14 protein-coding genes and 1 tRNA gene are annotated in these 14007 nt (G+C 62.7%); 12 read left to right on the forward strand and 3 right to left on the reverse strand.

What is annotated here, in order from left to right:
• Together AC1P6P_RS13210 and AC1P6P_RS13215 are read left to right on the forward strand one after the other, a co-directional pair.
• Positions 1–229, forward strand: a 229-nt coding sequence (locus AC1P6P_RS13210; RefSeq protein WP_481402911.1) for a sodium/proton-translocating pyrophosphatase, incomplete at its 5' end; no start/stop codon positions are given.
• Between the two features lie 135 nt (positions 230–364).
• Positions 365–1675: a carbohydrate porin gene (locus AC1P6P_RS13215; RefSeq protein ID WP_481402912.1), complete on the forward strand. Its 1311-nt coding sequence runs from the start codon at positions 365–367 to the stop codon at positions 1673–1675.
• Between the two features lie 64 nt (positions 1676–1739).
• On the opposite strand, the gene AC1P6P_RS13220 is transcribed toward AC1P6P_RS13215, so the two are convergent.
• Positions 1740–2213 (reverse strand): outer membrane protein assembly factor BamE, encoded by a 474-nt coding sequence (locus AC1P6P_RS13220; RefSeq protein ID WP_481402913.1) that lies wholly within the window; start codon positions 2211–2213, stop codon positions 1740–1742.
• A 78-nt stretch (positions 2214–2291) separates the two neighbouring features.
• On the opposite strand from AC1P6P_RS13220, the gene AC1P6P_RS13225 reads away from it, so the two are divergent.
• The 8 genes from AC1P6P_RS13225 to AC1P6P_RS13260 all read left to right on the forward strand — a co-directional run bounded on the left by AC1P6P_RS13225 (position 2292) and on the right by AC1P6P_RS13260 (position 6830).
• Positions 2292–2783, forward strand: a complete 492-nt coding sequence (locus tag AC1P6P_RS13225) for a ubiquinol-cytochrome C chaperone family protein (RefSeq protein ID WP_481402914.1) — start codon at positions 2292–2294, stop codon at positions 2781–2783.
• 2 nt (positions 2784–2785) lie between these two features.
• Complete coding sequence (locus AC1P6P_RS13230) at positions 2786–3316, forward strand: YceD family protein (RefSeq protein WP_481402915.1); 531 nt, start codon at positions 2786–2788, stop codon at positions 3314–3316.
• 106 nt (positions 3317–3422) lie between these two features.
• Positions 3423–3605: a 50S ribosomal protein L32 gene (gene rpmF / locus AC1P6P_RS13235; RefSeq protein ID WP_481402916.1), complete on the forward strand. Its 183-nt coding sequence runs from the start codon at positions 3423–3425 to the stop codon at positions 3603–3605.
• 45 nt (positions 3606–3650) lie between these two features.
• Positions 3651–4685: a phosphate acyltransferase PlsX gene (gene plsX, locus AC1P6P_RS13240; protein WP_481402917.1), complete on the forward strand. Its 1035-nt coding sequence runs from the start codon at positions 3651–3653 to the stop codon at positions 4683–4685.
• Positions 4682–5680, forward strand: coding sequence for a beta-ketoacyl-ACP synthase III (locus AC1P6P_RS13245; protein WP_481402918.1), 999 nt, complete (start codon positions 4682–4684; stop codon positions 5678–5680). Before plsX ends, AC1P6P_RS13245 begins: the two co-directional genes overlap by 4 nt.
• A gap of 94 nt (positions 5681–5774) precedes the next feature.
• Positions 5775–6098 (forward strand): integration host factor subunit alpha, encoded by a 324-nt coding sequence (locus tag AC1P6P_RS13250; protein ID WP_481402919.1) that lies wholly within the window; start codon positions 5775–5777, stop codon positions 6096–6098.
• 83 nt (positions 6099–6181) lie between these two features.
• Positions 6182–6562 carry a MerR family transcriptional regulator gene (locus AC1P6P_RS13255; protein ID WP_481402920.1) on the forward strand — a complete coding sequence of 127 codons (381 nt, stop codon included), beginning with the start codon at positions 6182–6184 and terminating at the stop codon, positions 6560–6562.
• Between the two features lie 190 nt (positions 6563–6752).
• Positions 6753–6830: transfer RNA gene (locus tag AC1P6P_RS13260), tRNA-Pro, on the forward strand.
• A gap of 30 nt (positions 6831–6860) precedes the next feature.
• Here the strand turns inward: AC1P6P_RS13260 and AC1P6P_RS13265 are convergent.
• Both AC1P6P_RS13265 and AC1P6P_RS13270 read right to left on the reverse strand, forming a co-directional pair.
• Positions 6861–8060: an acyltransferase family protein gene (locus AC1P6P_RS13265; protein ID WP_481402921.1), complete on the reverse strand. Its 1200-nt coding sequence runs from the start codon at positions 8058–8060 to the stop codon at positions 6861–6863.
• 292 nt (positions 8061–8352) lie between these two features.
• Positions 8353–9375, reverse strand: coding sequence for a LacI family DNA-binding transcriptional regulator (locus tag AC1P6P_RS13270; RefSeq protein ID WP_481402922.1), 1023 nt, complete (start codon positions 9373–9375; stop codon positions 8353–8355).
• A gap of 802 nt (positions 9376–10177) precedes the next feature.
• Between AC1P6P_RS13270 and AC1P6P_RS13275 the strand changes: the two genes are divergently transcribed.
• Both AC1P6P_RS13275 and AC1P6P_RS13280 read left to right on the forward strand, forming a co-directional pair.
• On the forward strand, positions 10178–13171 hold the full coding sequence (locus AC1P6P_RS13275; RefSeq protein ID WP_481402923.1) for a TonB-dependent receptor: 2994 nt from the start codon (positions 10178–10180) through the stop codon (positions 13169–13171).
• 390 nt (positions 13172–13561) lie between these two features.
• A partial coding sequence (locus tag AC1P6P_RS13280; protein WP_481402924.1) for an MFS transporter occupies positions 13562–14007 on the forward strand: 446 nt, incomplete at its 3' end.

A 14007-nucleotide genomic window follows, 5' to 3' on the forward strand; every position in this document is an offset into this window, starting at 1 on the left:
CCTGTTCGTCGCCCTGTCGATGACCTCGGGCGGCGGCGCGTGGGACAACGCCAAGAAGTACATCGAGGAAGGCCATTACGGCGGCAAGGGGTCCGACGCCCACAAGGCGGCGGTGATCGGCGACACCGTCGGCGATCCCTACAAGGACACCGCGGGCCCAGCCGTCAACCCGATGATCAAGATCACCAACATCGTGGCGCTGCTGCTGCTCGCCGCCCTGGCGCGCTGATCTGGATCTGCAAGCGAATGCGAAGGGGCCGGGTTTTCCCGGCCCTTTTTGCGTGGGATATTCATTGCCCTTGGCGGGCGTCAGCATGCGGTTGACGCAGGTTCGGTGGCAGGATCGGAAAAAAGAGAGACTCCGATGGCAAACAGATTTGGCGTGTGTCTGATTGCTGTGGCGGCGGCCCTCTCGGGTCCTGCGGCGGCGGACGGAGTGGAGGCATGGTCGCTGCACGGCCAGGCGACCTTCGTCGAGCAATATCACCCGGCCTTTCGCGCTCAGGCTCGTGGCGCCAACAGCCTCGATTCCGGCAGCCGCGGCAACGAGACGTTCGATGCCACACTGTTCGCCGGCGTTCGGCTGTGGAGCGGTGCCGAGCTCTATGCCAACCCCGAAATCGATCAAGGTTTCGGACTGTCGAACACGCTCGGGGTCGCCGGTTTCCTCAGTGGCGAGGCGTACAAGGTCGGCAAGGCCGAACCGTATGGCCGGCTGCAGCGGCTGTTCCTGCGCCAGCGATTTGATCTTGGCGGCGACGCCAGCGCCATCGCCGCCGATGCCAATCAGCTCGCCGGTACCGGGCAGGCCGACAATTTGGTGCTCACGGTCGGCAAATTCTCCGTCACCGATATTTTCGACGCCAATGCCTATGCGCACGATCCCAAGAACGATTTCCTCAATTGGGCGGTGATCGACAGCGGCGCCTTCGATTACGCCGCCGATGCGTGGGGCTACAGCTATGGCGCCACCGCGGAATGGACGCAAAGCTGGTGGACCTTGCGGTTGGGCGTCTTCGACCTGTCGCGGTTGCCCAACGACACCGCCCTGCAGCGTGGACTCGCCCAGTTCGAACTGGTCGGGGAGGGCGAGGGCCGTTACGAAATCGGCAGCCGTGCGGGCAAATTGAAACTGATGGGCTTCCTCAACCGGGCGCGGATGGGTTCGTACGAGGATGCCATCCAATGGGGCCGCCTGCACGGGGTTGCGCCGGCGATGGAAGGCGTCCGCCGCTATGGTTCAAAGGCGGGCGGCGCGATCAACCTCGAGCAGCAGGTGAGCGACGATGCCGGCCTGTTCGTGCGCGCCAGTCTCAACGACGGCAGCAAGGAAGCCTACGAGTTCACCGAGATCAATCAGTCGGTCGTTCTTGGCGTTTCGCTGAAAGGGACAAGTTGGGGGCGCGCTGATGACGAAATCGGCGTTGCCGCCGTCACCAATGGGCTGGCCCATCCTTCGCGCGATTATCTCGCAGCCGGCGGTCTCGGCATCCTGATCGGCGACGGAAGCTTGGTTCGTTACGGCCGCGAGAACATCGCGGAAGCCTATTATTCGCTCGCCGTGACCGACCGGCTGAAGGCGAGCCTCGACTATCAGCTCGTGATCAATCCCGCCTACAACCGCGATCGCGGCCCGGTGTCGGTCGTTGCCGCCCGCCTGCATATCGCGGGATAGCCGCGCCAACGAAAACGGCCCGCAAGTCGCCCTGCGAGCCGTTCGGAAATCGGTGTGAGGACGATCAGTGGCCGGGGCCGCCGCCGCCGCCCGGATTGCGTTCCTGCTGCTCTTCGGCGCCCGGCATGCCGGGGGTGGCGTTGAAGAGCTGCTGCAGGAAGGTCATCTCGCGGCCGCGGGTCGGCGTCGTGCGCGACTCGAACGCGACCACGTTGCCGTCTTCCAGGCTGAAGTGCTTCATATCCGAGACTTTGCCTTCCTTGTCGAAATAGACGGCAAGGATGTGGCGGTTCTGGATGGTGGCGTCGAAGAAGGCGACCTGCCGTTCCTGCTGGCTGATGTAGTACCAGGCGTCGGTCCCGAAAGCGGCCTGGACGGACGGATCGCCGAGCTTCTGCTCGATCGTCGTCTTGGTGTCGACGCCGGCGGCAACGCCGGCTTCAGCGTCGGGATTCTCGAGATAGCCGCGGTTGGAGATCACCGGCGAACAACCCGCCAACGCGATACTCGCCGCAGCGAAAAGCACGAGCTTATTCATACTTGACCCTCTTCCGAGGTTGATGTGCTAGCCTCGCCGGCCGCCGCTTGCAAGGGCGCCGGGCATTAAGGGTGTATCATGCTGAACGCGCTTCGAAGGAGCAAGCAGACGAGGGATGCGGCGGAACGCCTTTATGCCGCCCTGGTCGCCCGTGCGCGCGAACCTGTCTTTTTCGCAAGGTTGGATGTGCCCGACACGCTCGATGGCCGCTTCGATCTGTTGACGCTGCACGCCTGGCTTCTGCTCGAACGCCACCGCGCCGACCGGGCCCTGGCGCAGGCCTTGATCGACCGCATTTTCGTGGGCTTCGACGAGGCCCTGCGCGAGATGGGGGCGGGCGATGTCGGCATGGGCCGGCGCATCAAAACGTTTGCCACCGCGTTCTATGGACGGCTCGAGGCCTATCGGGCGGCCGGGCCGGGGTTGGCCGAGGCGCTGGTCCGCAATCTGTACCGCGGCACCGCGACACCGGCGGCTGCGATTGTCGCAGCCTATATAGAGGAGGCGCGGTCGCATTTGGCAGCCGCCGCGGAGGGGCTGGATTTTGGCGCTTTGCCGGGTAAGAAATGAGCATGAAACAGATCGAACCGCCGCTGCAGCACATCTATGACCTTGGCGATCTGACCAACGCGGGCGCCGAGGTAACCGTCGCCGCCGGGCCGGAGGAACTCGCCGCGCTGGGGCCCTGGTCCGGAGTTGATTCGGTCACACGCTTCTCGGCCGAGGTCACCCTCCGCCGCATGACGCAGATGCGTTTCAATTACGAGGCGAATTTGACCGCCGACGTCGTCCAGAGCTGCGTCGTGACCCTGGAGCCGGTGGCAAGCCGGATCAGCCGCCAGATCGCGCGGGAACTGCACCTGGCGCCGCGGCTGCCGGAGCCGGAAGCGGGGGAATTAACCCTGGCGGCGGGGGATGACGACGTTCCAGAGACCATTCAGAGCCTCGATTATGACTTGGCGGCGCCTTTGCTCGAGGAATTCGTGCTGGCGATCGATCCGTATCCGCGTAAAGCCGGGGCGGCATTCGACCCGCCGGTAGAGCCCGAAGCGCCTCAGTCAAGCCCGTTTGCCGTGCTTAAGGCCCTGAAGGACCGCGACTAATTCCACTGTAATCGGCGCTTGAACAGGGGGTGCTTTTCCTGCTACCTCCCGCGCCTGTTTTTCTAGGCGGCCGGACCCCTCCGGCCTGAAGGAGTAGGATTCCGCCATGGCGGTCCCAAAGAGAAAAAAGTCGCCGTCACGGCGGAACATGCGTCGTTCGCACCATGCGTTGGCGCCCTCGTCTTACAACGAATGCCCGAATTGTGGTGAGCCGAAGCGGCCGCATCACGTCTGCGGCAAGTGCGGTCATTACGATGGCCGTGAAGTTGCGGTCGAGGCGAAAGCCTGAACACCGTGACCGCTGGTTTCAGCGGTCGCCAGGGCAGGTGAGACGTTGACCGGCGAATTGACAGTGTCGATCGATGCGATGGGCGGCGATGCCGGCCCCTCGGTCGTGGTATCCGCTTTGGTGCGCTCGATTCAGCGTCACCCCACAGTGAAGTACATACTTCACGGTGATGAGAAGACGCTGAACGAGCTGATCGCCAGGCGCAAGGCGAAGTTCGCCGGGCGGATCAGCGTGCGCCATGCCGCGACCCGCGTTGCGATGGACGAGAAGCCGAGCTACGCGCTCAGGCGCCGTCGCGATTCCAGCCTGTGGCACGCCATCGAATCGGTGAAGGCGGGCGATGCGGAATGCGTCGTCTCGGCCGGCAATACCGGCGCGCTGATGGCGATGGGCATGTACCAGCTCGGCGTCATCGACGGCATTTCGCGCCCGGCCATCGCCTCGGTGTGGCCGACTCAGCGCGGCCAGGTGGTCGTGCTCGATTGCGGCGCCAATATCGAATGCGATTCCGATCAGCTCGTCGACTTCGCCATCATGGGTGAGGCTTTGGCGCGCGCCTTGTTCGGCCTGCCGCGTCCGCGCGTCGGGCTCGTCAATGTCGGCTCGGAAGAGGTCAAAGGCCATGACGCGGTGCGCGGCGCCGCGCAGATCCTGCGCCAGTCCGACCTGCCGATGGAGTTCTGCGGCTTCATCGAAGGCAACAACATCGCCGAAGGCATGGTCGATGTCGCGGTGATGGACGGCTTCACCGGCAACGTCACGCTGAAGACCGTGGAAGGCACCGCCAAGCTGGTCGCCTTCTTCCTGAAAAGCGCGATCAAACGCTCGTTCCTGTCGCGCCTGGGCGCATTGCTGGCCTCGGGAGCGCTGCTTGCCCTCAAGCGCAAGCTCGACCCGCGCACGGCCGGCGGCGGTCTCATGCTCGGCCTCAACGGCATTGTCGTGAAGGCGCACGGCGGCACCGACAGCGTCGGCTTTGCTTATGCCATCGACACCGCCATCGACATGGCGCTCGGCGGCGTCAACAACGCGATCGTGTCGGATCGCGCCGGCGTCAAGCCCGAAGCGGTCGCGTCATGACATCAGACCCCAACCGGTCTCCTGTCATTCGCTCACAAATCATCGGCTGCGGCTCCTATCTTCCTCATACGATCGTAACCAACGCCGAACTCGCGACGCGGATGGATACCAGCGACGAGTGGATTCGCACCCGCACCGGCATCTGCCAACGCCATATCGCGGGAAAAGGCGAGAAGACTTCCGACCTTGCCACGGCGGCGGCCAAAGCGGCCCTGATCAATGCCGGCGCGACGGCCCAGGACATCGACATGGTGGTGGTCGCCACCACAACGCCGGACCTGACCTTTCCCTCGGTCGCGACCATCGTGCAGCAGAAGCTCGGCATGACCCGCGGCTTCGCCTTCGACGTCCAGGCGGTGTGCTCGGGGTTCATCTACGCCCTGAGCGTGGCCGACAATTTCATCAAAGCGGGACAGGCGCGTTCGGTGCTGGTGATCGGTGCCGAGACCATGTCGCGCATTCTCGATTGGAACGACCGCGCCACCTGCGTGCTGTTCGGCGACGGGGCGGGGGCGGTAGTCCTCAACGCCGCTGAAGGCGCCGGGACGTCCGAGGACCGCGGCATCCTCAATACGGTGCTGTTCTCCGACGGGCGGCTGCATGACCTGCTGTACGTCGATTCAGGGCCTTCCACCGACCGTTCGGTGGGCTTTGTCCGGATGCAGGGCAAGGAAGTCTTCAAGCACGCGGTGACCAATATCGCCGCCTCGGTGGAGGCGTCCGCCGCCGCTGCCGGGATCGCGGTCGCCGACATCGACTGGCTGGTGCCGCATCAGGCCAACCAGCGCATCCTTGACGGAACCGCCAAAAAACTGAAGGTCTCCGAGACCAAGGTGGTCTCCACCGTCGCCCTCCACGGCAATACCTCGGGCGCTTCGGTGCCGTTGGCACTGTCTACGGCTGTGGCAGACGGCCGCATCCAGAAGGGCCAGCTGGTGCTGATGGAGGCCCTCGGCGCCGGCATGACCTGGGGTGCCTGTTTGGTGCGTTGGTAATCAGTTTCAACTGATCTTCCTATCCCTTTGATGTTGACGGCAAATCCTCGTTTCGCTTACTTTTACGCGAGCACGAGGGAGTCGCTTGACCGCCATGACCACCACGACATTGACGCGCGCCGACCTGACTGAAGCGGTGTTCCAGGCCGTCGGTTTGTCCCGCAACGAGTCGGCACAAATGGTCGAGGACATTCTCGAAGAGCTGTGCGCTGCACTGGCGCGCGGAGAAACGGTGAAGCTGTCCTCTTTTGGGACGTTTGCGGTGCGTCAGAAATCGCAACGCATGGGACGCAATCCGAAGACCGGTGACGAAGTTCCGATCGCGCCGCGTCGCGTGTTGGTGTTCCGTCCGAGCCATGTATTGAAGGCCGTGATCAACGGCCAGTCCCCCGATAGTGTCATGGGCGAGGACGACTGATGTCGTATGCGGCGGTATCCCAGTTTCCTGCACGCGTAAAATCACCGGAAGCGTTTCGAACGATCAGTGAAGTTGCGTGTGAATTGGATGTTCCGCAGCACGTCCTGCGGTTCTGGGAAAGCCGCTTTACGCAAGTGAAGCCGACCAAGCGGGCGGGCGGCCGCCGCTACTATCGCCCCGAGGATGTCGATCTGCTGCGCGGCATCCGCACGCTGCTCTATTCCGATGGGTATACGATCAAGGGCGTGCAGAAGGTTCTGAAGGATCGTGGCACGCGCTACGTTGCCGAGATCGGCCGCGAGAGCATTCAGGAAAGCCCGCCGCAACGCGAGCGCTCGTCGGTGGTGCCGTTCGAACGGCGCGGTGCCACTCTCGCCGAAGAGGATCGCGAGGCGCTCGAGATCCTGCTCGCGGAACTGGTGCAGCTGAAGGCCCGCTTGCGCGCCGCCCCGCGGCTGATCTGACGCGCCCTCATTTTGCCCCCAAAAGAACCGCGCGATACGGCTGAACCCGCGGGATTGCCGCAGTTTCCGCGGTTGCCCTTCTTGGGACGGGCCACTATAGTCCGCCGCCCTTGGGAACCCCCCAAGGATACTTCCCCCCGGCGGCTCCAAAGCCGCTGAACATCGACGGCGGTCAAAGCCGCAAAAGTGTCGGAGCGTGGCGCAGTCTGGTTAGCGCACCAGTCTGGGGGACTGGGGGTCGGAGGTTCGAATCCTCTCGCTCCGACCATTTTTCAAGCAAGTACAACTTCGCTCGCGGCTACTTCGCCGTGTCGGCGCCGATGTTCGGGGGGAGCGCCGCGAGCGGTGGGTCGGCCTCTGGGGCGGCGTGGGCGCGCTCGGGGAAGCGCGCCTTCAGCTTGAGGAACTGCTTCTCCCACAAGTGCCAGCTTGCCAGGGTGACAAGCAGCATCGTCCCCAGCGCCGCGGAGACGTTGATTGCGATCGCCAGCGGCGTCGGCAGTCCGCGCAGGCCGCGCACGAATTCCGAGTGAAGCAGGATGAGGAAGATGATCGGGTGCCACACATACATGCCGTAGCTGTACTTGCCGAACCAGCGCAGCACGCCGGTGCTCATGACCTTCGTCAGCGGCCGCCACGCCAGCGCCAGCACCAGCACCGACCCGTAGAACGCCCATAGCAGCGAATAGCCGAAGGTCGACAGCGCCGGATCGTGCGGGTTCTTGGTGTGGCGGCCGATGGCGACAGCGGCAAACGCGATGAACGCGGCGCTGCCGATCGCGAAGGCCGGCTTGACGAGCGCCTGGATGCCGCGCGGCCCGCGTACGGCGAGGGCGATGAAGGCTCCGGCCGCGAGCGAATCCATCCGCATCGGCGTGGCGACATAGGCGGCGAGGTATTGATCGGGCCAGCTCAGCGCGGCGACGCGGCAGACGAAGGCGGTGACGATGGCGCCCGCCGCGATTGCCATGATCGTGCGCCGCCGGAAGAAGAACACCACCGCCGGCCATACGAAATAGAAGTGCTCCTCGACCGCAAGCGACCAGAAATGGTCGAGGGTGCCGAACGCGCCGTCGCCATGGCGCGCCATCACGAAATTGGTGAGGTAGACGAACAGCCAGCCGGGATTGTCGCGGCCTGCCAGGTTCAACTGCTGCAGCAGCGGATACAGGAGCAGAAACAGGATCAGCGCCACGTAATAGAGCGGGAAAATGCGCAAGGCGCGCCGGGCGTAGAAGTTCTTGAAGTAATTCGGCCCGGGCTTGGCGTCGTAGAGGATGCCGGTGATCAAAAATCCCGACAGCACGAAGAACAGGTCGACGCCGGACCAGCCGAAATGCGCCAGCGACATGAACTTGCCGTAGATGCCGAATTCGAGCGAGACGCTGGCGCACATGTGGTCGAGGATGACGAGCAGGACGGCGACGCCGCGCAGGCCGTCGAGCGCCGGCATATGCGGCCGCTCGCGCACCATGCTCGATTGTTCAACTGCATTCATTGGGCGCCGCCAAATCCGATCATTGATCCCAGCGTGACAAGTGCGATCGGTGCAGCGGTGACTATGACGTGCATTTGTAAGTACTGCCCCCAAAAAATTGTAACAAACAACAACAGTCGAAACTGGGGGTAAGTATGGCGGATTTGCTGGCGGTCGCAAGCCGCAACCGATGACACACGCAGCTATTCAGTGACAGCTTGCGTCAGCGCAACAGCGCGTGCGCGCGGGTTTCCTTACGGCGCCGCGATGCACCGCTTGGCTCACCTATCGGAATGACGTTGCGATACGGGTTTTAGCGCCGCCGGGCTTCGTCGACGCGGGCCAGCGATCCGCGCCATTGCACCTGCGCCGGCACGTCGTGCAGCACCGGAAGCTTGGTGTTGTAGCAGGCGTTGAGCAGGTAGTTCACCGCGTTCAGCACCAGTTCGGTCCACGGAATGCGGATCGTGGTCAGCGGCGGCGAGGCGTAGCTGGTGATGTCGAGGCCGTCGTAGCCCATGATGGAAATCTCTTCCGGCACGCTGACGCGCGTCTGGTTGAGATAGGAGAGGGCGCCCATTGCCATTTCGTCGTTGGCGCAGAACAGGGCGGTGAAGCGCGACTTGTTGTTCAGCAGCGTCTGGACGCCGAGCGCGCCGCCGGCCGGCAGGAAGTCGCCGCGGAAACGGGGGATCGCCTCGATGTCGAACCCGTTGCGGGTCAGCTCGCCGAAAAAGCCGCTCATGCGCTGGACGTTGTCGGCGGAAATCGAGGGGCCTTCGATCACGGCGATGTCGCGATGGCCGGCGTCGAGCAGGGTCCGCGCCGCGAGCGCACCGGCCGACTCGTGGTTGGGGGCGAAACAGAAATCGGCATAGCGCGTGAACGAGCGGTTGAGGATCGCCAGCCGCGGCTGCATGACGAGCAGCGCTTCGACATCCTTCAGCTTCAGGGCCGTGCCCATGATGATGAGGCCGTCACAGCCATGTTCGATCAGGAATTCGGCGCCGGCCATCGCCTCTTCGCGCTCGTTCTCGATGGTCTGGCCGAAGGCGACGACCATATGCCGGCCGCGGGCGCGCAGCACCGTATAGAGGCCGTGCAGGATGGGGGCATAGAACGAACCGCGGATCACCGGCAGGAAAACGCCGATCGTCTGCGACATGCCGACCCGGAGCTTGCGGGCGGCCGGCGCCGGCCGGTAGCCGAGGCTGTCGATCGCCTTCTGGACCTTGGCCTTGGTCGCTTTGGCGACGAAACCACGCCCGGATATGACGCGGGAGACGGTGCTGGCACCAACTCCGGCGCGTTTGGCAACATCCTGAATGGTGGACATGAAATCGTTACCTCGTGTCGGCAAGGAATATGACACCCGGCGTGGTGGAGCAAGCCGTTTCGCGGCAATGGTTTCCGGGCCCGGTTTGGTTGCCATTCTCGGCGGCCGGCGACGGTAGAATCAGTCTCATCTCGAGCGGCCGCCGGCGCGCCACCACAGAGCGATTATCGTTGCCGCCGTTTGCTGCGGTGCACCTATTCGGGCTTGCTGCCACATAATAATTTGCCTGATGCGGTGAGGGGCGGGGGTCGAAAATTGCCAAGGCGCGCCGATCGGCAGAACGAATTTGCCGGTCGTTTTTGCACTGCCGCGAACATACCGGCGTTGCGGGCGAATCCATATTGCGCCTGCGATATAAGGCGTCCCTGCATCGGAACAGATGTGTAATCGATACCACAAATCGGCCGGTTTAAGTGCGGTCAGACTGGCTGCGCGAGCTCATGTGAGCGTTACCGTAGTCGCGAGGCGCGTTAGTGTTCCGGTCGAACGGTGTCGATAAAAGCCCGTGAATATTGACGAAAACGTATACATGGGGAACGTTTTTCACTTGGGGGCGGCGGCTGCGGCTGGTGGCCGGTGGTGTTGCACAAAGCCATCATCCGGCCCCATTTATGGAATCGATACCACATTTTCGTTGACTTCGGCCGGCCCCGCAGTGCTCTATAAATGGGACTTGTAGGTCGTGCCCGGCGCGGCCGTGGGGGGTCTGTGGTTGGCGGGACGCCGATCCTCTTATGCAGGGAGCGCAGCATCGCCGTAGCAATAAGGGCAGCAACAGCTGCTTAGGGGAGGTTGAACAATCATGGCTCTGAACAAATCCAGAGTGAGTCTGGTCGCGCTCGCGTGTGGAGCGTCTGTCATCGCGCTGAGCGCAGCGGCGTACGCCCAGGCGGCCGATCAGATGGAAACCGTCGTCGTCACCGGCATCCGCGCGTCCTTGCATTCGTCGCAAGAGATCAAGCAGAACGCCACCGGCGTCGTCGATGCCATTACCGCCGAAGATATCGGCAAATTCCCGGACACCAACCTGGCCGAGTCGATCCAGCGCATTCCGGGCGTCACCATCGACCGCAACAACGGCGAAGGCGCGCGCGTCACCGTTCGCGGCTTCGGCCCCGAATACAACCTGGTCACGTTGAACGGCCGTTCGATGCCGGGTTCGGTGAACCAGGGCACGTCGACCGCGACCCGTTCGTTCGACTTTGCGAACCTGTCGTCCGACAATATCGCCGGCATTACCGTCACCAAGACGGGCCGCGCCGACATTCCGTCGGGTGGCATCGGTTCGACGATCGACATCAAGACGATGCGTCCGTTGGACCATCCCGGCTTCCAGGCCACCGGCACCGCCAAGATGCTGTACGACACCACCAATCGCGTTGGTGACGACTACACGCCGGAATTTTCGGCCTTGATCAGCGATACGTTCTTCAACGATCGCCTCGGCGTTCTGATCAGCGGTTCGATGTCGTCGCGCAACAGCACGACAGAATCCGCGACCGTCAGCGGCTGGCTCGACGTCACCAACGATCTCGGCACCGCGGCGATCAGCAGCTCGAACCAGAACCCGTACGGGCGCGTCTGGGGTCCGCGCGGCATGGGCTACGGCTATCAGGAAGACCAGCGCTCGCGCACCAATGCGCAGGCCGTGCTGCAATTCCGCCCGCAGGAAAACATCACTGCGACGATCGACTTCACCTATGCCTGGTACAGGGATCACAGCACCCAGCATACGTTCGGTCTGTGGTACAATTACGATGCGAACCTCTATGCCGGTACGATCAACAAGAACGGCACGATGACCGATGTCGATGACTCGGGCGACGACGAATCCTATTCGACGTTCGACGACCACATCCGCAACGAGCTGACGTCGACCGGCGTGAACCTGAAGTGGGAAGCGACCAATTACCTGACGGTCAACTTCGATGCGCATCACTCGGTGATGATGTCGGGCGGCGATCCGCGCGGCAACAACACCTTCGCCATTGAAGGCCAGACCCCGTCGGTGATGACGACGTATAACCAGTACGACTCGCACGGGAACTGGATTCTCGATGCACACGGAAACCTGCAGTCGGTGATCCAGCCGAACGGCAGAACCGTCACCGAAAAGCACTATCGCACCGGCGACCAGGAAATTCCGCAGGGCTGGTTCGATTTTGCCACCAACCCGGCGACCGGCGCGCCGTGGACGCCCGCGACGCTCACGACCAACACGATCTCGCCGTTGTTCTACGAAGCGAACAACAACGTCTTCAATACCAAGATCGACGAAGCCCGCGCCGATACGGTGTGGACCAATACCAACAAGGGCCTCACCAGCCTGCAGTTCGGCATAGCAGTCAAGAAGATGCAGACGCACGCTTCGGCGTGGAACAGTTTCGAAGGTACGGGTTTCTACGATTGGCACGACATGGGCATGCTGCCCTCGAGTGTCTATTCCAAGATCCCGACATCGAGCATCATCAACGGCTTCTCCGGCGGCGGTTCGGCCCTCAAGATCGGCCCGTACTACTACGCGTTCGATCTGGCGGACTTCGTCAAGTACACCGAGCCGAAATACAACTATCCGACGGGCCTGCCGGCGGTTCCGACCAACAGCGACAACATCCAGGAAGTCACCAAGTCGGTCTACGGTCAGGCGAACTTCGACCTCGAATTGTTCGATCGTCCGTTCAAGATGACCGCTGGCGTGCGCTATGAAGCCGTCGACGTGACGGCCAAGAGCCTCGTGCAGCAGGCGGTGTCGGTATCATGGGACAACCCGACCGAATTCCACACCCAGTTCGCGTCCGGCTCGACCTATTCGGACGTCAAGGCTCACAATTACGAGTTCTTGCCGAATATCGACGCCAGCTACGAAGTGCTGGAAAACGTGCTGGTTCGCACCGCCTTCAGCAAGACCGACACGCGTTCCGACCTGACCCAGATGGTCGGCACGATGTCCGTCGGCCTGACGCCGAAGCCGCTTGCCAGCCCGGCGAGTGCGGGCAATCCGGGCCTTCTGCCGTATGAGTCGTACAACTACGATGCCACGGTCGAATGGTACTATGCGCCGGACAGCTACGTATCGATGAACTACTTCTCGAAGGATGTGGTGAACTTCCTGACCCACACCACCGACACCGAGTCGATCAACGGCATCACCGATCCGTATGCCGGTGCACAGCGCAATGCTGCCGTTGCCGCACTCAAGGCGGCCGGCAATGCGTCGCCGAGCGACTACGACGTCTTCTATGAAATGCGCACGCTGTATCCGACGCAGACCTCGTTCTACGGTCAGCCCGGCGATCCGCTGAAGTATTTCGAAGTGACCCGTCCGAGCAATGGCAACAAGGTCAACGTCCACGGCTTCGAGTTCGCGTGGCAGCATGTGTTCGGCGATAGCGGTTTCGGCTTCCAGGCCAGCTGGTCGATCCCGCTGGGCGGCGCCAGGTTCAATCCGTTGGGTGCCGACACCCAGTTTGCGGTGCCGGGCCTCAGCAAGTCCTATGGCGTCATGGTCTACTACGAAAAGTACGGGTTCCAGAGCCGCATCGCGTTCACGCACCGCGACTCGTTCCTGGCCGGCATTGGTCAGCCTCAGAATGCGTATGAGCCGACCAACACCGCGCCGTACAATCAGCTTGACGCGTCCGCCAGCTATGACCTCACCGACCACATTTCTTTGATGTGGGACGGCATCAACCTGACGGGTGAGAATCTGAAGCAGTATGGCCGCTACAAGGAGCAGTTCCTTGGTGCGTACCAGGGCGGCGCCCGCTTCGAGTTCGGCGTCCATGTGAAGTACTGATCGGAGGGGCTGCCCGCAAGGGCAGCCTTTCTCCTCTCCGATGCGGGCCTCACACAGTCGGCACGGGCTGCGTTGATCCCGTGGTTGACGCAGTCCGGTTCTGACCGCCCTGGCCGTGTGCCTTCGTGCCAGGGCGGTTTTTTCCCAAGTCCGATGCTGTGTCGAAGTCGGCTCCGGAGCCCAGAGGTTCGGATGGCCCTGGTGGTGTTTGTTGTGCGTGGGGACGTCCTCCCCGGACTTGGCTCCGTCCTCCATCCCAGGGGGCGGAGCACCTTCTTCATTGAGGGATGGCGGTCGTGTTGATGATCTCTGCGGCGACGAAACAGCGGGATTTGCGGGCGACAGCGGATAATCTTTGCGCCGCACGCGTGCTTTGATCAGGAGAGTCCCGTGACTATCAAACCGTTGTCGTCTACCGGCCGGATTTCCTTCGGGGAAAAGGTCGGCTACTCGCTGGGTGACGCCGCTTCCAACTTGTATTGGAAGACATTCGAATTCTATCTGATGATCTTCTACACCGACGTGTTCGGCGTTTCCGCAGCCGCGATCGGTACGATGCTGCTGGTGACCCGCTTTGCGGACGCCGTCGCCGATCCGGTGATGGGCGCCATTGCCGACCGGACGAACACCCGCTGGGGCCATTTCCGCCCCTATCTCATCTGGTTCGCGGTGCCGCTGGCGGCTGCCGGCGTGCTTACGTTCACGACGCCGGGGCTCGATGGCGGTCACAAGGTGATCTACGCCTACGTCACCTATTCGCTGCTGATGTTCCTCTATACCGCGGTCAATATTCCGTACACGGCCCTGATGGGCGTGATGACGTCGAATTCGGCCGA

The sequence above is a fragment of the Rhizomicrobium sp. genome, assembly GCF_056722145.1.